Genomic DNA, 19,169 nt, shown 5'->3' with positions numbered 1-19,169 from the left:
GGAACTGTTTCCGGCGGGCCTTCGGCGTTATATAGCCCATCCAGACGGCGCACAGCTCCATACACCATTCTCTTAACTGTGTGCTAGTTACAGTCCAACAACCAAGCGTTGCAGCTACGCAATTGACTAGGGTAGCTTTCGGGGAAAATCAGCGGCTCAACGCATTGCCCCTACAGCAAAACCAGTACCTTAGGGCAACAAATTCTTGTTGACGTCCCTTTTCTTAACCCTTCGTCTATGTTGCCAATCTTTACTTTGTCGAGGCGTGCGTGGCGGCCGGCCCTGGTGGGCGGCTTGCTGCTGGCGGCCACGGGGCTGCCACGCATGGCAGCGGCCCAGCGCGTACTGTGGGCTGATGCCACCGAAACCCAGCCCGCGGCAGCCCGCACGGCCACCCAGGCACTGCGCCAGTACCGGCCCATTACGGTGCAGCTACCCGCCATGCGCGACGCGCTGGCCAATGCGCCCCGGGAAGCTGGTGCCGGCGCCCGCAACTCCACCACGGTCGTATCGTTGCCGCTGCCGGATGGCACTTCGCAGCGTTTTCGCATTGTGCAGGTGCCCGTGATGCAGCCCGAGCTGGCCGCCAGATATCCACAGATCCGCACCTACGAAGCTCAGGGCATTGACGATCCGTCGGCTACGGCCCGCCTCGATGTCTCGCCGGCCGGCTTCCACGCCATGATTATGAGCGGCACCCGGACCACATTTATTGATCCGGTATCGGCGGGCAGCAGTGCCCACCTGGTGTTCGACCGCACGGCCATGAACAAGGACAATGTGCGTTTCGAGTGCCTCACGCCCGGCGCTATTGGCTCGGCAGGCTCGGTGCTGACGCCCCCGCTGCCCGCAGCCATTCCGAACGGCGCCACACTGCGCACCTACCGCCTGGCCGTGTCCTGCACCGGCGAATATGCAGTAGCTGTTTGCGCACCCGATGCCCCTACTGTTGCCCTCACCTTATCAAAGATTGTGGCCTCAGTGAACCGCGTGAGCGGTGTATATGAAAAGGAAGTAGCGGCTCGTTTGGTGCTGGTGCCCAAGAATGACACCCTGGTTTTCCTGGATGGCGCCACTGACCCATTCACCAACAACTCGTCGACCACGCTGCTGACCGAAAACCAGGCCGTAGTAACGGCCCGCATTGGCCAGGCCAACTACGACATCGGCCACATCTTCGCTACCGGCGACGGCGGCGTGGCCCAGCTGCGCAGCCTGTGCGCCACCAGCGGCAAGGCCCGCGGCATGACCGGCCGGCCTGCTCCCTTCGGCGACGCCTTCGACATCGATTATGTCGCCCACGAAATCGGCCACCAGTTTGGCGGCAACCACACCTTCAATGGCACAATTGGCTCGTGCGCGGGCGGTAACCGCTCGGCTAACGCAGCCTACGAGCCTGGATCCGGCACCACCATCATGGCCTACGCCGGCATCTGCGGCAACGACAACACCCAAGGTTTTTCCGACCCGTATTTCCATTCCTACAGCTTTGATGAGCTGGTGGCGCACATGACCAACGGCGGCAACTGTGGCGTGAATACCGCTACCGGCAACAACGCCCCTGTGGTGAATGCCGGTGCCAACTACGCCATTCCTGTGAGCACCCCGTTTGAGCTGACAGGCTCGGCCACCGACGCCAACGGCGACGCGCTGACCTACAGTTGGGAACAATTCAACCTGGGCCCCGGCGGCGCGCCTAACGCACCGAGCGGCAACGCCCCTATTTTCCGCGCTTTCTCGCCTGTAGCTTCGCCTACCCGCACTTTTCCGGCCACGCTTACGCCCAGCGGCGCGCTGGGCGCCCTGCTGACCAACGTGCAGGTGCGGGGTGAAATTCTGCCTTCGTATGCCCGCAAGCTTGTTTTCCGGCTGGTAGGCCGCGACAACCGCGTAGGTGGCGGCGGTGTCGACTATGACTCGATGAACGTGGCCGTAATCGGTACGGCAGGTCCGTTCCTGATGACGCTGCCAAACACTTCTGCCGCTTCGTGGCAGGCGGGTGCCCCGCAGCAGGTTGCCTGGGATGTAGCCAACACCACGGCTGCCCCCATCAACGCCGCCAACGTAGACGTGCTGCTTTCCACCGATGGTGGCCGCACGTTCCCGACGGTGCTGCAGGCCAACACACCAAACGATGGCTACACCGTTGTGACGGTGCCTACCTCGGTAGCGGCCAGCACCACGGCCCGCCTCAAAGTGAAGGCCGCCGGCAACGTCTTCTTTGACCTGTCCAACCAGAATTTCACCATCACCAACTCCGGCCAGCCGACCTTCTTCCTGGCTCCAACGGCCGCCCAGATTCCGGCTGTCTGCCCCGGCGCTGGCTTCTCGCTCCCGCTTGCCATCGGCCAGATTCAGTCGTTTAGCGGTGCCGTGGCCCTCTCGGCTACCAACCTGCCGACCGGCGTCACGGTTTCGTTTGATAACACTACCCCAGCTGCCGGCACTACGGTGCAAGCCACCGTTAACGTAGCAGCCGGTACCGCTGGTGGCAACTACACAATTTCGCTGACCGGCGTTAGCGGCAGCCTCACGCAGGCGCAGCAGTTCACGTTCACGGTGCTGCCAAGCGCTACTGCTGCAGCGGTGCCGGTTAGCCCGGTAAGCGCCCAGCGCGTAGGCCCTCGCCCTCGTTTGAGTTGGAATCCGGTTCCGAATGCCACGTCCTACGAGGTGCAGGTAGCCACCGACGCTGCTTTCAGCAACGTACTGCTCACGCAGTCCAACATCACGGCTACCAGCTTTACGGTGGCTACGCTGCCCCTGACGCCAGGCACTACCTACTTCTGGCGCGTACGGGGCATCAGCCCCTGCAGCACGGCTCCTTACTCGGCCGGTGCTTCGTTCCTGGTAGGCACCGTGACGTGTGCTCCGACTGCTGCCACGCAGGTGCCGGTGAGCATTCCGTTTGGTACCACGCCTACGGTTACGTCCACCATCAACGTGCAGAATGCCGAGCGGGTCGGTGATATCCGCATCCGCAACCTGGCCATCACGCACCCCAACGTGGGTGAGCTGACCATCTCGCTGACCAACCCCGCCGGCCGGACCGTAGTGCTGCTGGCCAACGTATGCCCCGGCACCGCCGACCTGAACCTGAACCTGGATGATGCCGCCGCTACGGCCGTTAGCTGCCCGCTGGCCAGCGGTGCTACGGTGCGGCCGGCCAACTCGCTGGCTCCGCTGCTCAACGACCCGGCCAACGGCAACTGGACACTGACCATTTCGGATAACAACGCCAACAACGGCGGCCAGCTGAACGGCTGGAGCCTGGAGCTATGCACGCTGGCCGAACTGCCAGCCGCACCTTCTACGCTGCTGACGCTGCTCAACGGCGTGACCAACAACCGGGCAAACGTGAATCTGGTGTGGGCCGACAATTCCAACAACGAAACCAGCTTTCAGATTGAGCGCACAGGTGTCAACAACAATACATTTGCGCTGCTGACTACCGTACCGGCCAATACCACGTTCTTCGCCGACCAGATTGCGGGAGCCAACGGCACGTATTGCTACCGTATCCGGGCCACCAACCCTACCGGCAGCTCCATCTACACCAACGAAAGCTGCGTGAGCATCACAACGCTTTCCAGCCAGAATGCGGCTATGCTGCGCGGCGTGGAGGTATTCCCGAACCCGAGCACCGGCCAGTTCCAGGTAAATGTGGATAACGCTCAGCGCGGCCTCGTTACGTTGCGCGTGACGGACGCCATAGGCCGTACCGTGAGCAGCGTGTCCCTCAACAAGGGTGGCGCCCCGCTCAAGCACGCCCTCGACCTGAGCAAGCTCAGCACCGGCGTCTACCAGCTCCACCTCGACATGCCGGAAGGCACCGCCGTGGTGCGCCTGCTGAAACAGTAGACTACTACAAGTATGAATAGTAGAAAAGGCGGCTCCCGAATCGGGGCCGCCTTTTTTATGCCTTGATACGGATGAGTATGAGCTACCCGAAGCTCCTGTAAGTGTCATGCTGAGCTTGCCGAAGCATCTCTCCCGCTTCGTTGGAACGTCATTCCGGGCAGCGCGAGGAAGCTCGCGTGCTGGCGTTTGGCATAGCAATCCATCGAAGCGAGAGAGATGTTTCGGCAAGCTCAGCATGACGTTCTGAATGACGCTCTGGATGCTTAACCTACATATCCTCAGAACCGGTACCGCGCCTGAGCTTTGAACTCGGTGCGGCGGGGGCCCTGGATTCCTTCCAGGCCAGTACCAACGGTGGTCTGGTGGCGGTAGTGGGTTTCGGCCAGGCGCAGCCAGAGCGTGAGCTGGCGGGTACAGCTGATTTCAGCAATGCCGTAGATGCGCGTGCCCTGCCCCGAGAGGGCCGGCACCGAAAACGCATAGAGCACATCCTGCTCGAACACGTACTGGCGGGTGTCGTAGCTGTCGGTGTCGAAGAGAGCGTAGCGGGCGGTGAGGCGCAGGCGGCGGCCCACTGATACGGAGGCATCTTGGGCCAACACGTAGCCGCGCTGCCAGGGGCTGGCATCGGTTTCGCGGTAGCGGCTGCCCTGCACCCGGGTGCGCAGCCCAAATGTAGCCGTGGGGTTGGCATCGTAGTAGAGCAACACGCTGTGGCGGGTGGTGGGCTCGGGCTGCGGATTGGGCTGGTCGGTGGAGGTGTCGTAGGCTTTTTGGCGGGTGCGCAGCTGGGCATATAGCAAGCTGGTTTTGGTGGGCGCGTACGTGATGCGCGTCAGCCAGTCGTGGCCGCGAGAAGGGGCGCCCACGTCGTATTTCAACCATGGAAACCAGAACTGGTCGTAGTACGCCGACACTTCCCAGCGGGCCACCGGCCGCAGCTTCACCCCCATATACAACCCGCTTTCGTTGATGTTGCGGGTATTTTCGCTGAGCGCGTTGCCGTAGAGCGTGTGGAAGTTGCGGGTGTAGTGCCGCACCAGCGCCGACACGTCTACGGTGGGCGCGAGGCTGGCCAGCAGACCGTTCACGGTGCCCCAGCCGCCGCTGCTGCTGCGGGCCGTTTCGCCGAATACCAGCACGTTGCCGCGCACGTAGGTGTAGTGCGCGCCCAACGCCAGGTTGTGCGTACCGCGAAACTCGTACTGATTGTAGAGCTCGGGGCGGCGCTGAATGGCTTTGTCGAAATGGGTATCAACGGCGGTGAGGCCGGCGGCGAGGTGGCCGCTGCGGCTGGTGTAGCCGAGGTTGCCGCCGGCCACGGTTTCGCGCAGGGTCTGGCGGTTGGCCAGCTCCGAGGCCGTGCGGTGGAAACCTGTCAGCAGAAACCCCGATGAGAATTCGTCAAATTCCGCCAACGAATCGGCCGCCAGCTGCACGTTGGCATCCACCCGCTTCCTCGACACGAAGGCCGTGGCCCGCACCGTGGGCGTCACTTCCACGGTAGCGGCCGCACCCCGGAAAAACGTGCTTTCCAGAATCGAAGAGTACGGCCGCACGCCAATAGAGCTGCGCCGTAGCGTGGTGATGGTTTCGGCCCCCTTGCCCACCTGCAGCCCCGACGACAGCAGCAGCCCCTGCCCGAACTGCAACTGGTAGTCGCCGACGGCCAGGGTTTTCAGCTTGCCCCGTTCCTGCACCACAAAGTGCGCCGACAGAAAATCAGCGCCGTACTGGCGGCCCTTGGGGTTCCAGGCAAGCTGCTCGCCGGCGTCCTTTTCGGCCGTAATGCCCAAACTAAAATCCTTGGCGTGGCTGACGCGGTAGCGCAGCAGCAGCTTGTCGGGCGAGCCGAGGTAGCGTGTGGGGCCGCGGCCGAGGCTGTCGAGCGGTGCGGTGGTGTAGCCGGTGCGGGTTTGCAGCACCCGCTCGTAGCGCAGAAACAGGGCGTTGTTGTCTTCCTTGAACACGCGCTGCCACAGTGGGCCGCGCAGGCCGTTGGTGCCGCCGGCGGTCTGCACCGTCACGAAGGGCGCGGCCCGGTAGATGGTACGCAGATCGAAGCCGGGCACGGCCTGCAGCTCATAGAGGCTCAGCAGCGGCCCGCGCTGCTGGCGGTACGTGAGTAGCTGGCTGATCTGGTTTTCGGAGAGCAGCAGCAGGCCGCGCAAATCTTCGCGCGTGGCAGTATTGAGGCTGAGCGGCGTCTGGTAGTACTGCAGCAGCGTTTCGTAGAGGTCCTCAGAGGGCACCTGGTCACTCTGAATTTCGGCAAACAACTCCTGCGTCAGCCGGTCGAGGTCGGGCGTGGGGCGCACGTATTCCTGGGCCTGCGCCGTACCGGCTGCCAGCAGAACGGCCAGTACCGCGAAAGTTTGTTTCGCGACGAGCGGAGCGAGTATATGATACCGCGCCAACGCGCCGGAACTCACGCTGCTCGTCGCGAAACGGACTTTCGCGGTACGTATTTGCTTGGGTACTCTCATGGCTGCTTGGCGTTGAGGCTCAACCCAATGCTTAGGTGCTGGCTGAGGCCCAGCGCGGCGTGCCAGGCGGCGGCATAGTCAATCTGCAGCGCGCCGGCCCGAAAGCCCAGGCCGCCGGTGGTTTCCTCAGTGAGGGTGCGCAGGCCGGCCCGTAGCTCTAGCGCCTCAATTACGCGGTACTCCATGCCGACCTTGAAGTCCGCCGACTGCTCCACTTCCTTTTCGGTTTCAATATTGAGCATCACCTTGGCCGTAGGGCGGTACGAGAGGCCGGCCTTGAGCACCGTAGGCACCCGCTCCTGCTGGTATTCGGCCAGCTTGGCCTGGTTGAGGTTGTAGAGGTAGGCGCCGAACACCAGCCGCTTGGGCACCAGCTCGGCCTGCCCGCCCAACGATACGGCCACTGCCCGCCGGCTACCCAACCCCTCGATGCTGAGCTGCAGCATATCCACCCGCGCCCCAATACTGACGAGGCCGCCCCGGTAGCCGTAGCCGGCCCCAATGCGCTGCTCGTTGTAGAGCCTGCCGCCGAAGCGCTGCACCTCCAGGCCCACCACACCGCGGCGGGCCAGCCCGTTTTCCACCTTGCCCAGCGGCGCGGCCACAGCCAGCGCCACAGTGTTGAGCGAACTAAGCAGGTAGCGGTTTTCGGCATACACGGCGGCCGCTGGGGCGCTAAGCTGGCCGAGGCCGGCGGCGTTGTTGCCCACGGCCCACACGTCACTGAGCGTGACGGAGGCATTGCCGAGAGCGGCAGCGCGGGCCCCGCGTACGCCGGGGCCGCTGCCCTGCGCGTGGCTGATGAATCCGGTTAGCAATAAGACACTCAGAATCGGGTAGCGTTTTGCCATAAAGTGCTTTTCCATCTTTTACAAGTGATGAAAATTACCGGAAAGGCGGCAACTCCACAACTATTCATAGCGCATAGCCACTATTTATTTCATGTGAGAAATTCAGCTCTGCCAGACGTAAAAACGCCCCGGCGCCAACACGGCACCGGAGCGTTTTGGGGGTTATTCCAACCTGCTCTTCACTCAACTACTAACCGGCGCGCCAGCGTAGCCGCCGCCGTCCGAACCCGCACAACGTATAGGCCCGCCGCCACAGCCAGCGGTATCCGTTGTGGCTGCTGCAACGAAGCCAGCCGGCCCTGCCACACCACCCGGCCCGAGAGGTCCAGCACCGTCACGTCGGCCGGGCCAGCGGCCGGGCTCTTCAGCCAGAAACCTCCCCCGGACGTCGGATTGGGATACACATCCAGGGTGGTGGCCGCCACCCCGGATATCGTGCTCAGGACTTGCGGCACCGTGATGCGGAAGCTACGCGTGATGCTGCCGTTTTGGCTCTGCCCGTTGCTGACCGTAACGCTGATGGTAGCTGTGCCGCCGCGCGTGCTGCTGATGGTGTAAGGGAGGCTGCCGGTGGTGGCGGGGCTGGTGTAGCTCACCATTGCTGGTGTCACCAGGCTTGGGTCGGAGCTGGTGGCTGTCACGGTCAGGGGCAGCACCTGGTTAGGGTCACCGTCAGTGATACCAGCTAGCGGCACGGGCACTTGGGTAGCCAGGGCGCGGCTGGCCGTAGCGTCGGCAATGGGGTCGAGGGTGGGGGCATTGGCTTGGGAACCGCCAGGCTGGTAGAAGATGCGGAATGTGCGGCTGAACGTGCTGTTGCTGGCTTGCCCGTCGTTGACGGTGAGCGTGACGGTGGCGTACAGGCCTGGCGCAGGCGGAGTAGAGCTGATGGGAAAGAAAAATTGCCCGGTCCGGCTGGGACTGGTGTAGCTGATGTTGCCATTGCCGATGGAGCCACCGCTTGCCAGCACTACCAGCGCCGAGATGCTCACCGGTTCGGTTTCATTGGCCGGCCCGGCCGTAATGCCCGATAGGGCTACAGTTACTGGCTGCTGCGTCACTATATCCGGAATTGGGTCCAGCGTAGGCGCATCGTTCACGGGGTTCACCGTTACGCGGAACGTGCGGGTGAGCGTGCCGTTCTGGGCTTGTCCATCCGAAGCCGTGACGGTGATGGTGCATGTGCCAAACGCATTGGGCGCAGGCTGCAGGCGCAGCGTGCCGGTACTGGTGGGGCTGAAGTAGCTGATGGTGGGGTTGGGCACCAGACTGGGGTCGGAGCTGACAGCCGTGAGCGTAACGGCCTGCCCGGCGTCGCCGCCGTTGCTGATGCCATTTAGCGCCACGGTCTGCTGCGGCGCATCCTCGTCCAGCGTGAGGTCGGGCAGGGCGTTGAGCGTGGGCGGGTTGTTCTGGTTGGGGCTGGCGCCGGTGTAGCGGTAAATGAGTAGCTCACCGCTGTTGAAAAAATAACTGGATATGTCCGTGCGGCCGTCATTGTTGAAGTCGCCGGCCACTAAGTTGGATGCAACAGGCGCGTAGAGCAGCGGCGCGGCAAACGAGCCGCCTGTTTGCCCCCGTAGCACGCCGAAGCTGCCTGTCTGTGCAGTTAGCAGGTCGGCGAGGCCGTCGCCGTCGGCATCGGCAACGAGTTGCAAAGAGGTTGAGGCCAGTGGCCCGGCCCCCGCAGCCAAACCTGATTGCAGTGTAAAGCCCGTAGCCGTACGTACGGCCACACGCAGCTCTGTGCCACCACTGGGGTTAGTAGTTAATGTTACCGCGTCGGCGCGACTGTCGGCGTTGGCATCGGCCACCACCAGCCCCAAGAAATTGGAGCCGTTGGGTAGCAGCGTGGCTTCGGGGGCCTCGAAGCCGGTGTTGGCGGCGTTGCGCAACAGCACCTGCAGCCGCACCGGCACCCCGGAGCCGCCAGACGCTCCTTCGGCCAGCACTATGTCCAGCCGGCCATCCTGGTTGAAGTCGGCCACCCCGAGGCCTTCCAGGCGGGCCGTAAGCAGCGCGGCAGGTGGGTCGAAGCCGACGGCGGTACCTGCCAGTAACAGCAATTGCCGATCAAAAGGAAACTGGCCCATACCTGGCGGAGCAGCTAGCACCAGCAGGTCGGGCCGGCCATCGCCGGTTACGTCTTGTACCTGAATCGGGCTGGCTCCAACAGCAAAATTGGATAGCGGAAGCGCGCCGCCCAGATTCAGCGCCACCGCTGATGCAAACCCGTTGCCGTTGCCCAGGTTACGCAGCAGCTGCCATTCGGTTTGGGTTGCCACCAGCAGGTCGGGCGTACCGTTGGCGTCTACGTCTTCGGCAACTACCATAGTCGGAAAAACGCCGGCCGGCAACGTGAGTCGGGGCTGGTAGTTACCCTGGCCGTCGCTGAGTACCAGCTGCAGCAGCCCGTCGGCCGTCAGGGCAAAGTCGGCAAAGTTGTCGGCGTTGAAATCGGCCGTGGCCAGCGTTCCTCCGCCGAGTCTGGAAGTGCCCAGCGGATAGCGAATGGTCTGGTACGACGACGCGTTGAGCGGCGGCCCCGCAAAACGCACGGTAAAAAACGGCGTAGTCGAGCTTAGCGACGAGCCCAGCCGCTGGCTGTTTAGATTGCTCACCACAATAGGCGCCACCGACGCCGCGCCCACCGGCACCTGCACTGTTAGCTGCGTGGCTGAAGCCGCTGTGACGGTGGCCCGCGCCGCGCCGAACAGCACCGCATTCTGCGCGGCCACCGGCGCAAAGCCACTGCCGCTGATAGTCACGGAAGTGCCCGCTGCCCCGCTGGCCGGCGCTACGGAAGCAATGATGGGTACCTGGGCCAGTGCGCTAAAGGCAGGTAGTAGCCAAGCCGCACTGAGAAGGCCGCAACGGCACGCGACGAGTAGCAATTGTTTCATGTGCGACGATGGATATAGCTGGAAATATTTCTATGCATAAGTAGAAAATTTACGTTGCATTTGTTTCGCCGAAACCTGCCAATTTGCTTCTCCCCCTTCATAATCTGACGCAAAAACGCCCCGGCGCTAACACGACATTGGGGCGTTTTGCCAGCACTTACACGAAGCCTATTGGCTCTTTTGCAGGCAACTCAGTCTGTAGCAGCATTGCATTTTCATAATTTAATACTACCTCTGCTTCAGTTAAGTACCTGTCGATTTTTTAGTTTTTCTATTCCCTACGCTAACCGCCCTGCCTGGGCCGCTACCATGAACGCCCGCCCCCTCCTACTCGCCATCGGCCTGCTAGCACTGAGCACCAGCTGCGACAAAGAGCCGGATACCACCACCATCGAAGGGCAGGTGGTGGACCGGATAAACGGCCAGCCCGTGCCTAACGCCACGGTGCAACTGCACGTGACGCCCAACACCGGAGCAGGCGCTTATCGCGCTGTGGGCGCCCCGCACGCTTGCGACGCGCAGGGCCGGTTCTCGTTTGCCGCTGAGGCGCCCGGCGGCCATGTTATCCTGATGGCCCACTCCGCATAGGGCCACTACACGGCCTACGGCGAGGCCCCCGCCGTGCGCCAGGGCCGCAAAAACCAGGGCCTGCGTATGCCCGTCTACTCCCCCGCCTGGCTGCGCTTCGTGCTGGTAGACGAGCCGCCTCGCAGCCGCGTGTGGATTAGTATTGGTGGCTCCCACACGCTAGTGGCCGAACTGCCCTATCCGCGTGACACTACTTTCGTACGGCCCATAGATGGAGGTCAGAACTATAGAGTCCGTTGGTATATCAACGTAGATGGAGTGCGGACTCTCACCAGCCAGAACGTGAACGTGCCCGCCCTGGACACCGTCACCGTACGCATTCCTTTTTAACCGTGCATGCTAATCTACTGGGCCATATTCCGGCTTCGCACCAGACGCAAAAACGCCCCGGCGCCAACACGGCACCGGGGCATTTTTGGGTTTCATTCCGACTACCGTGGGACTACATGCCGGCGGCAGTGGTTTCCTTGCCTTTCTTCTTTTTGACTTTGGTTTTCTGGCCGTCGTCGGTTTTCACTTTCATCTTTTCCACGTCGCTCATACCGTTCACCGAGGCGGTGGCGGCGCCCACGCCGGGGTTGGGGCCATTGTTGACGATGGTCATTTCATCGACGATGTGCTTGGCATTGCCGAGCTTCTCGATGCACCAGAGCACGTAGCGGATGTCGGCGTTGATGCAGCGCTTCAGCTCGGGGTCGTAAGCCAGGTCGCCGGTCATGGCTTCCCAGTTGCCGTCGAAGGCCAGCCCGATCAGCTCGCCGCGACCGTTAATCACCGGCGAACCGGAGTTGCCGCCCGTGATGTCGTTGTCGGTGATGAAGGCTACGGGCAGGTTGCCGTCTTTGTCGGCGAAGCGGCCGTAGTCTTTCTGCTTGAGCAGTTCCAGCTGTTTCGGGGGCACCACAAACTCGGGGTTGGTAGCATCTTCCTTCTCCACAATGCCCTGGGCCGTGGTTTTGTAGTCGTAGCGCACGGCGTCGCGGCCTTTGTAGGGGCGCACACTGCCATAGCTCAGCCGAATGGTGGAGTTGGCATCGGGCGAATACACCTTCTGGCTGTTCTTCTCGCGCAATGCGGCCACATACAGGCGGTTGGCGCGGGTTAGGCCGCTTTGCAGAGCCTGCATTTTAGGCAGAATGTTCTGAGTGTAGTTGGTGTACACCGAGTTGAAGGTCTTGAAACCGGGGTCGGCTTCCAGCTTGGCCAGCGTAGGCGCGGCCAGGAAGGCTTTCACTTTAGCCTCCGAGGTCAGGAAGGAGTTGGCAAACACATAGTCGGCATACTTCTGCATCGAGTTGCCGTACTGCTTCTGCACGGTCTGGAACACGTCGGGCAGCTGGGCGGCGGGCACGTCCTTGCGGTACAGGTCCATCAGGGCCGCAAACACTTTCTTGTCGGTGCTGGCGCTGTAGTCCTTGAAATACTCGGCCACAGGCTCCTGCAGGTCAGCAGTGGCTTTGCTGATGGCGGCTTTGTCGGTGGGCGTGGCTTTCAGGGTCATGTAGAGCGGCATCATGCGCGAGGCCAGCGTCACGATTTCGGTGCCGAAAGCGGCTTCGTTCACGTAGTTGGCGCTCAGGTTGTATTCCCGCAGGCCGGTGTACGCCTGGTTGATGCTGTTGAGCGCCTCGCCGTACTGCTGCTGGCGGGCGGGGTCCTGCGCAATCCACTGGGCCAGCGCCGCTTCTTCGGCTTTCTTGGCATCCACGGTTTTCAGGCGGTTCATGCCCTCATTCTGGCCGATGAAATACTTCCAGTAGTTGGCAATGCTGGCGTACTTGGAGGCGTACTGCAGACGCAGCGTGGGGTTGGCGTCCATGTCTTCTTTCCACAGCTTGAGGCGCGTGTCGCGCAGCTTGATGCGGGCGGGGTTGCTTTGGTCGAGGGTCATTTGCAGGCCGGCGGCGGGCAGGAAACGCTGCGTGCGGCCGGGGAAGCCGAACACCATGGCGAAGTCGCCTTCGCTCACACCCTGCAAGCTCACGGGCAGGTGCTTCTTGGGCACGTAGGGCACGTTGTCGGCGCTGGGGCCGGCGGTGGGCTTGTTGTCTTTGGACGCGTACACGCGGAACATCGAGAAGTCGCCGGTGTGGCGGGGCCACATCCAGTTGTCGGTGTCGCCGCCAAACTTGCCCACGGCTTCCGGCGGAGCGCCCACCAGGCGCACGTCACCGAAGCGCTGGTACACGAACAGGTAGTACTCGTTGCCGCCGAACATGTCGCGCACGTAGGCCACGTACTGGCCGTTTTCCTTGGCGGCGTCGGCCATTTCCTTCTGGCGCTTCTGGATGGTGGCCATGCGCTCCTGCTCGGGCGTGGCGGCCGTGAGGCCTTCCAGCACCTTGCCGCTCACGTCTTCCATGCGCACCAGAATATCCACGAACAAACCCGGATTAGTCTTTTCCTCAGCCTTGGTAGCCGCAAAGAAGCCATTCTGCAGGATGTTGTTCTGGGGCGTGCTGTGAGTCTGGATGGCGTCGTAGCCGCAGTGGTGGTTGGTGAGCAAGAGGCCCTGGCTGCTCACGAACTCGCCGGTGCAGAAGCCGCCGAGCTGCACCACGGCATCCTTGAGGCTGGCGTTGTTGACGTCGTAAATTTCCTCGGCCGTGAGCTTGAGGCCTTTTTTCTGCATGTCGGCCTGGTTGAGCCGCTTCACGAAGAGCGGCAGCCACATGCCTTCGTCGGCGCGGGCCGTGAAGGGCAGCAGCAGCGTCAGCAGCAGGGCCTTGGCCCAATGATTGGTGCGCATAAAACTGTGGGGAATGGGGAAGGAAAGGAACAGGGTGCCGTGCGTGCGCATCGGCCTTCAAACTTACGAAAAGGCGCTGCAACGTGCCGCTCGTTCAACCCCGGATTTATTCTGCGCCGTTTGCGGTTCTTTGCGCTATGTCTGCCGTTTTTCGCCAGCTGCTGCTGGGTTTGCTTTGGGTGTACCGCCACCTGATTTCGCCGCTTACGCCGGCCAGCTGCCGCTACACCCCCACCTGCTCGGCCTACGCCGTGCAGGCCATTGAAAAGCACGGGCCCTGGCGCGGGGGCCGGCTGGCGCTGCGCCGCATCGCCCGCTGCCACCCCTGGGGCGGCCACGGCTACGACCCGGTACCGTGAGTCCGTGAGCCGGGATGATGAAGTGGCGGAATGGCGGATTTGTTGTTGTTGCTCTTACCACCCACCAATCCACCACTTTTCCCGTATACAGCGTGTTTGTGCTGCCGGGGCTTCTGAAGCCAGGCAGCCTTTTTTTCATCTCCGTCTGCTATCCAATGCCCAGAATATTCCTGCTTACCCTCGGCCTGGCCACCCTGCTCACTACTGCCTGCTCGCAGGCCCAGAGCGACACTGCCAACGACCTGACCACCTCGGCTACCTCCGAAAATGGCTCGGAGGAACAGAAGTCGGGCAAGAAAGGTAAAAAGGGCAAGAAGGATAAAAAGGGCAACGATGCCAGTGCGCCGCTAGGTACTCTACAGCCCGTAGGTGAGCTGCAGGGCGGCATTCCGGAAAGCTCCGGCCTGGCCCACGGCGGCCGGCCGGGCACCTTCTACACCCACGGCGACGCCGGTACCTCGCCCACGCTTTACCTCATCAATGAGAAGGGCGAGAAGCTGGGCGAACGGGAGCTGCCTGTCACCAACATCGACTGGGAAAGCCTCGCCGATGACGGCAAAGGCACCGTGTTCGTGACGGATGCCGGCAACAACAACAATACCCGCCGCGACCTGGCCATTTACCGTGTCGACCCGCAAAGCCCCAACAGCATAGGTAAAATCAGCTTCCGCTACCCCGACCAGAAGGCATTCCCGCCCGCCAAAGATGAGCGCAACTTCGACTGCGAAGCCTCGCTCTGGCATGCCGGTAAGGTGTACCTGTTCACGAAAGACCGCGCCAACCAAACCACCAGCAAAGTGTACAGCGTGTCGGATCAGCCCGGCTCGCACGTGGCTGAGCTGCTGGCCAAGCTCAGCATTGCCGGCGAAGTAACCGGCGCCGACCTCAGCCCCGATGGCCGCCACCTGGCGCTGCTGGGCCGCGAGGAGCTGTATCTGCTGGAAGGCTCGGACCTGAGCAGCGCCCTGAAAGCCACCCCCAAATCCGTGTCGCTGAAAGGCGCCGGCCAGACCGAAGGCATAATTTTTCTGGACAATAGCACGCTGCTCATCAGCACCGAACAGGGCGCCCTGTACCGCTACAAGCTGTAATTATTGGTTTTTCAGCCATGAAAAAAAGCCCCTCCGCTAACTTAGCGGAGGGGCTTTTTTATGGCTGATGAAGCTTACACTTTTACGACTTTCGTGTCGGCGGGCTCGCCGGCTTCCAAGTCGCGCGGGGCGTAGCCGTAGGGGTTCTTGGGGTCTTTGCCGGCCCGCAGCAGCACCCAGATTCCCACCAGAATCAGGGGCAAACTCAGCAGCTGGCCCATGTTCAGCGGCAGCTTGTCTTCGAAAGCTTCCTGGTTTTCCTTGAGGAACTCCACCAGCACCCGGAACGAGAACAGCAGCACTACAAATAGGCCGAACAACTGCCCGCGCGGCGTACGCTCCTTGGTGCGGTTCCACATAAAGTAGAGCAGCACCAACAGCACAATGCAAAACAGCGCCTCGTAAATCTGGGTGGGGTGGCGCAGCTCAAACGGAATGTTGCTGTTGCCACCGTGGATTTCGTTGTAGCGCGCGAACTTGAACGCCCACGGCACGTCCGTGACGCGGCCAATGATTTCCGAGTTCATCAGGTTGCCCAAGCGAATCATACAGCCGCCCAGCGCCACCACAATCACAATCCGGTCGAGCACCCAGAGGTAGTCGAACTTGTTGTTGCGGGCAAACAGGTAGGTAGCCAGCAGGATGCCCAACGTTGCGCCGTGGCTGGCCAGGCCGCCCTCCCAGATCTTGAATATCTCCAGAAAATGCTCCTTGGTGAGGTAATACGCCGGGTCGTAGAACAACACGTGCCCCAGCCGCGCCCCCAGAATGGTGCCCACCAGCATATAGATGGTGATGACATCCACCCAGCGCGGCGACACCCGCTCCGACTTGTAGATGTGCGACAGCACAAACGTGCCCAGCACGAAGCCCGACATAAACAGCAGCCCGTACCAGCGCAGCGTCAGCGGCCCAATGTGCGCCAGAATCGGATCAGCAGTCCAGGTGATGTAAGAGAGAAAAGAAAACATGGTTACAAAATATAGAAGAGGCTCAAAGGTACTCAGACATTCCACTTGCCGCTTTGCCAGCTACTCTGGCGGCAACTCGTGGGCCGGCGGCGGTTAGCGCAGCAGGGCGCCGTCGCCGCTCAGCAGCAGCAACAGGCCCAGCATAACGGCGTAACTGGGCCAGCGCAGCCAGCTAGGCAGCAGTTGGCGTTCTGCGGCGGCTTCGGCCACTAGCCGAGCACGCACCCGGCTGTAAAAGAACAGCCGGGGTTGGGCTTGTGTCTGATTGCGCCACTGGCGCAGCAGGTTGTCCCATTCGTCGTCGGCTGTGGGCCGGGGGGCAGGATCAGTCATGGCGCAGAGAAAGATGGGTGCGAAGGGTTTTGCGGGCCCGAAACAGCAGGGATTCCACGGCCGGCACGGTGGTGTCGAGCACCGCCGCTATTTCCTCGTAGCTCAGCTCCTGCTCGTGGCGCAGCGTGAAGGCCACCTGCTGCTGACCGGGCAGGCGGGCAATGTGCGCCAGCAGCAGCGCCAGTTGCTGCTGGCCTTCCAGCTGGGCCTGGGGGTGCGCGTGGTCGGGCGGCTCGTGCAGCACCTGGTTGTCGAAGCCCAGCAGGCTGGTAAAGTAGGCGAAGCGCTTGCGGGCGTGGGCCCGCTGCCGGTGCTTGAGGGCCCGCGAAGTAGCCAGCCGGTACAGCCAGGTGCTCAGCGCCGCCTCGCCCCGAAACCGGCCGATAGTCTGGTAAACTTCCACAAACACCTCCTGCGCCACGTCCTCGGCCTCTTCCGGCGACGGCAGCAGCGCCAGCACCGTGCGGTAGATGCGGTTTTGGTAGCGCTCCACCAGCGTCCGGAACGCTGCCTCGCTGCCCTGTTGCAACTGTGCTACCAGTTCGGCATCGGCGGCGGCAGCAACGCTTTGCGCAGGAGCCAGAACGCCGTGAACAGCAGGCAGCGGAAGGGTATACACCAGGGAAGCGGGAACGGAAGAGTGGAAAAGGCACCTGCTCAGCGCCCGACATTACCCGGGACTACTGAGACTACAACTGCTTAGGCCAAGTTAGCGCGAAAAACTTGCGCACACTTCTCATCTTTCTTACAAAAAACTATTTCACAGTGGCTTACACACTCAAATTACAAGTATCTGCATAGCGGCGGCAGGTAGGTATCATTGCTGTAAGCCAAGAATAAACAAGCCGCGTAGCGGCGACAGGTTCGGCAGGTGATTTTACCCGCTCTGTCGCCGTTACGCGGCTTTTGTATCATGTATCACTGGTTCTACAAGCCTGCCGCCTCTATGCAGCTATACTGCAATTTGAGTTGGCTTACCAGAAATCAACATCTGATTCTCTGGTTAAAAACCGGCTACATTCTCCCCGGCACCTACAGCGCGTTCAGCTCCTCGGTGTAGCCGCCGCTCAGGATAGGGAAGCGCAGCCAGGAGCGCGGGTCTACGTTGTAGTCGTCGAGGTGGAAGCTGGGGGCGTACCGCTCGCGCTTCCACTGGTTGCGGCTCCAGAGGCTATAAAAGCGCTTCACGTAGGTTTTCAGCTGCTCGGGGTCGGCGGCGGGGTCTTCGTGGCGGAGCGTGGCCAGCACTTGCTCGGGCGCCAGCCGGTCATAGAACGCCAGCCGCTCAATGCGGTTGAGCAGCACGTAGGGCATCAAATCCCGCTCGTCGGTCTGCTTGTCTTCGAGGGGGCGTAGCTCGGCGGTAGGCTGCAGGCTGTTCACGTGGCGCAACGCCGGATAGTTCAGCTCGGTTTCGGCCCAGCGCAGCCACTTTTTCACAAAGTCCTTATCCACGCCCGCAATAGGTGAGATAGAGCCGGCCGTGTCGCCATCCATGGTGCAGTAGCCCACGCTGGCTTCCGAGCGGTTGGAGGTGGTGATGAGCAAGCAGTTTTGCACGTTAGCCAGCAGCCAGATGGCCGGAGCCCGCACCCGCGCCTGAATATTCTGCAAGGCCAAATCATCGGTTTGCCAGCTCAATGGCCGGCCCAGTGCGTGCTCGATTTTACCCACGTAGCCGCCCACTTCCGCATCGATTTCCCAGTTATGAAACACAGCCCCGATGGAGTCAGCCAGCTCTTTAGCCGAGTTGAACGTGTCGTCAGAGGAATTGACGGTACCCTGATAGGCACAGGTGAGCAAACGCCCCACGATTTCGCGGTTTGCTGCTTGCTGCTGGTTGCTTGGCGCTGACACCGAGGCATCGTTAGGGCCCGGCGCATTCTGGTCAGATACGACTGTTACGGGGCCAGCCAATTGCGCTATTTCCTCAGCAGTGAAGCAGCCGGCGCGGCGCATGAACTCGGCGGTGCCCAGCTCGGCCGTGCCCAGGCGCACCATTTCAGCTACGGCCACGGCGCACAGGCAAGAGTCGGCGCCGCCGCTGAGGCTTAGCACGAAGCCCCGGCTGCGGGCCTTGCGCAGGTAGTCAAACAAAGCCAGGCTCAGGGCCTGGTTCAGCTCGCGGTACTCATCGGGCGCGGGCAGTGGCTCTATTTCGGCGGCTGGTTTCAGCGCTTCACCGAAATCCACGTCCACGTACTCCATGTCCACTTCCTTGAAGCTCATCAGCTGATTGCGCAACAGCAGATGGCCATGGCGGGCCACCAGAATCTCGCCGTCGTAGGTGATGCGGCCGGCTTCATTGCCGAGCAGGTTGGCGTAGAGGTAGGTGCAGTTGAACGTGCGCGAGGCCTCCGTCACGAGGTGGTAGCGCACGTCGGTTTTGCTCATGGCGAAGTGGCTAGCCGACGGATTCACAATCAAATCCACGCGGCCCATCAGGCGGCAGGCGGGTCGCACGTCGTTGGGCCGCCACGCATCCTCACAGATTTCAAACCCAAACCTCACGCCCTGATGCTCGAACGTCAGGTCACCCAGCGTCCACTCCTCCCCTTCCCACTGCACGGTGGTGGTTTCGCCGGCCGGCCACGGCGCAAAGAACCGAGGCTCGTAGTGCACGCCGTCGTTGGCCAGAAACTGCTTGGCCGCGAAGCCCAGAATCTGCCCATCGCGCAGCACAGCAGCCGTGTTATAAGTGCGGTGGTTGAGCCGGACCGGCAACCCCACCACCACGCAGATACCGTCCGTCCAGGGCCGGATCTGCTGCAAGTGGGCCAGCGCCGACTCCGGCAGCCACTCACTCAGAAACAGGTCCTCGCATCCGTAGCCGGTCAGGCACAACTCCGGCAGGCACAGCAGCTCCACGCCGGCCGCTTTGGCCTGGGTGATGGCCTCGCGGATGGTGCGCAGATTGTGGGTCCAGTCAAATGGTATCTGGTTAAGGGCGGCGCCGGCTATTCGCATGGAGTTGTCA

13 protein-coding genes are annotated in these 19,169 nt (G+C 62.0%); 5 read left to right on the top strand and 8 right to left on the bottom strand.

The annotated features are described in order from the left end of the window. Positions 1-237: 237 nt before the first annotated feature. Entirely contained in the window at positions 238-3,861 is a 3,624-nt protein-coding gene (locus H8B14_RS06425) for a reprolysin-like metallopeptidase (RefSeq protein WP_187314794.1), read from the top strand. Positions 3,862-4,139: 278 nt separating this feature from the next. Here H8B14_RS06425 and H8B14_RS06420 read toward each other — a convergent pair whose 3' ends face one another. The 3 genes from H8B14_RS06420 to H8B14_RS06410 all read right to left on the bottom strand — a co-directional run bounded on the left by H8B14_RS06420 (position 4,140) and on the right by H8B14_RS06410 (position 10,101). Then, on the bottom strand, positions 4,140-6,347 hold the full coding sequence (locus H8B14_RS06420) for a ComEA family DNA-binding protein (RefSeq protein WP_187314793.1): 2,208 nt from the start codon (positions 6,345-6,347) through the stop codon (positions 4,140-4,142). Continuing rightward, a complete protein-coding gene (locus H8B14_RS06415) occupies positions 6,344-7,198 on the bottom strand; it encodes a PorV/PorQ family protein (RefSeq protein ID WP_187314792.1) in 855 nt (284 codons plus the stop codon). Before H8B14_RS06415 ends, H8B14_RS06420 begins: the two co-directional genes overlap by 4 nt. Positions 7,199-7,377: 179 nt before the next feature. Next, positions 7,378-10,101, bottom strand: coding sequence for an FG-GAP-like repeat-containing protein (locus H8B14_RS06410; protein ID WP_187314791.1), 2,724 nt, complete (start codon positions 10,099-10,101; stop codon positions 7,378-7,380). Positions 10,102-10,410: 309 nt separating this feature from the next. Here H8B14_RS06410 and H8B14_RS06405 point away from each other — a divergent pair, with 309 nt between their 5' ends. Then, entirely contained in the window at positions 10,411-10,689 is a 279-nt protein-coding gene (locus H8B14_RS06405) for a peptidase associated/transthyretin-like domain-containing protein (protein ID WP_187314790.1), read from the top strand. 66 nt (positions 10,690-10,755) lie between these two features. Beyond that, the gene (locus H8B14_RS06400; RefSeq protein WP_187314789.1) at positions 10,756-11,019 is read left to right on the top strand and encodes a hypothetical protein; all 264 of its coding nucleotides are present in this window, start codon (positions 10,756-10,758) and stop codon (positions 11,017-11,019) included. A 112-nt stretch (positions 11,020-11,131) separates the two neighbouring features. Here H8B14_RS06400 and H8B14_RS06395 read toward each other — a convergent pair whose 3' ends face one another. After that, positions 11,132-13,438, bottom strand: coding sequence for a S46 family peptidase (locus tag H8B14_RS06395; RefSeq protein WP_187314788.1), 2,307 nt, complete (start codon positions 13,436-13,438; stop codon positions 11,132-11,134). Positions 13,439-13,575: 137 nt separating this feature from the next. On the opposite strand from H8B14_RS06395, the gene yidD reads away from it, so the two are divergent. Both yidD and H8B14_RS06385 read left to right on the top strand, forming a co-directional pair. Beyond that, complete coding sequence (yidD, locus tag H8B14_RS06390; RefSeq protein WP_187314787.1) at positions 13,576-13,797, top strand: membrane protein insertion efficiency factor YidD; 222 nt, start codon at positions 13,576-13,578, stop codon at positions 13,795-13,797. 155 nt (positions 13,798-13,952) lie between these two features. Then, complete coding sequence (locus H8B14_RS06385) at positions 13,953-14,888, top strand: SdiA-regulated/phytase-like domain-containing protein (protein WP_187314786.1); 936 nt, start codon at positions 13,953-13,955, stop codon at positions 14,886-14,888. A gap of 74 nt (positions 14,889-14,962) precedes the next feature. Here H8B14_RS06385 and lgt read toward each other — a convergent pair whose 3' ends face one another. The 4 genes from lgt to nadE all read right to left on the bottom strand — a co-directional run bounded on the left by lgt (position 14,963) and on the right by nadE (position 19,159). Next, a complete protein-coding gene (lgt, locus tag H8B14_RS06380) occupies positions 14,963-15,859 on the bottom strand; it encodes a prolipoprotein diacylglyceryl transferase (RefSeq protein ID WP_187314785.1) in 897 nt (298 codons plus the stop codon). 93 nt (positions 15,860-15,952) lie between these two features. Continuing rightward, positions 15,953-16,192, bottom strand: coding sequence for a hypothetical protein (locus H8B14_RS06375; protein ID WP_187314784.1), 240 nt, complete (start codon positions 16,190-16,192; stop codon positions 15,953-15,955). Next, on the bottom strand, positions 16,185-16,811 hold the full coding sequence (locus H8B14_RS06370; RefSeq protein WP_187314783.1) for an RNA polymerase sigma factor: 627 nt from the start codon (positions 16,809-16,811) through the stop codon (positions 16,185-16,187). The genes H8B14_RS06375 and H8B14_RS06370 overlap by 8 nt, the downstream gene beginning before the upstream one ends. 413 nt (positions 16,812-17,224) lie before the next feature. Continuing rightward, positions 17,225-19,159 (bottom strand): NAD(+) synthase, encoded by a 1,935-nt coding sequence (gene nadE, locus H8B14_RS06365; protein WP_187314782.1) that lies wholly within the window; start codon positions 19,157-19,159, stop codon positions 17,225-17,227. Between the last annotated feature and the right edge of the window lie 10 nt (positions 19,160-19,169).

Origin of the sequence: Hymenobacter puniceus, assembly GCF_014333525.1 — a bacterium.
Lineage (GTDB): Bacteria > Bacteroidota > Bacteroidia > Cytophagales > Hymenobacteraceae > Hymenobacter.
The sequence above is the reverse complement of the archived record's forward strand: the minus strand, read 5'-3'. Positions and strand labels throughout refer to the sequence as shown.

Excerpts from the sequence above, each read along its gene's own strand:
- H8B14_RS06425 (WP_187314794.1), top strand. The coding sequence starts at position 238 with ATGTTGCCAATCTTTACTTTGTCGAGGCGTGCGTGGCGGCCGGCCCTG.
- H8B14_RS06420 (WP_187314793.1), bottom strand. The coding sequence starts at position 6,347 with ATGAGAGTACCCAAGCAAATACGTACCGCGAAAGTCCGTTTCGCGACG.
- H8B14_RS06415 (WP_187314792.1), bottom strand. The coding sequence starts at position 7,198 with ATGGCAAAACGCTACCCGATTCTGAGTGTCTTATTGCTAACCGGATTC.
- H8B14_RS06410 (WP_187314791.1), bottom strand. The coding sequence starts at position 10,101 with ATGAAACAATTGCTACTCGTCGCGTGCCGTTGCGGCCTTCTCAGTGCG.
- H8B14_RS06405 (WP_187314790.1), top strand. The coding sequence starts at position 10,411 with ATGAACGCCCGCCCCCTCCTACTCGCCATCGGCCTGCTAGCACTGAGC.
- H8B14_RS06400 (WP_187314789.1), top strand. The coding sequence starts at position 10,756 with ATGCCCGTCTACTCCCCCGCCTGGCTGCGCTTCGTGCTGGTAGACGAG.
- H8B14_RS06395 (WP_187314788.1), bottom strand. The coding sequence starts at position 13,438 with ATGCGCACCAATCATTGGGCCAAGGCCCTGCTGCTGACGCTGCTGCTG.
- yidD (WP_187314787.1), top strand. The coding sequence starts at position 13,576 with ATGTCTGCCGTTTTTCGCCAGCTGCTGCTGGGTTTGCTTTGGGTGTAC.
- H8B14_RS06385 (WP_187314786.1), top strand. The coding sequence starts at position 13,953 with ATGCCCAGAATATTCCTGCTTACCCTCGGCCTGGCCACCCTGCTCACT.
- lgt (WP_187314785.1), bottom strand. The coding sequence starts at position 15,859 with ATGTTTTCTTTTCTCTCTTACATCACCTGGACTGCTGATCCGATTCTG.
- H8B14_RS06375 (WP_187314784.1), bottom strand. The coding sequence starts at position 16,192 with ATGACTGATCCTGCCCCCCGGCCCACAGCCGACGACGAATGGGACAAC.
- nadE (WP_187314782.1), bottom strand. The coding sequence starts at position 19,159 with ATGCGAATAGCCGGCGCCGCCCTTAACCAGATACCATTTGACTGGACC.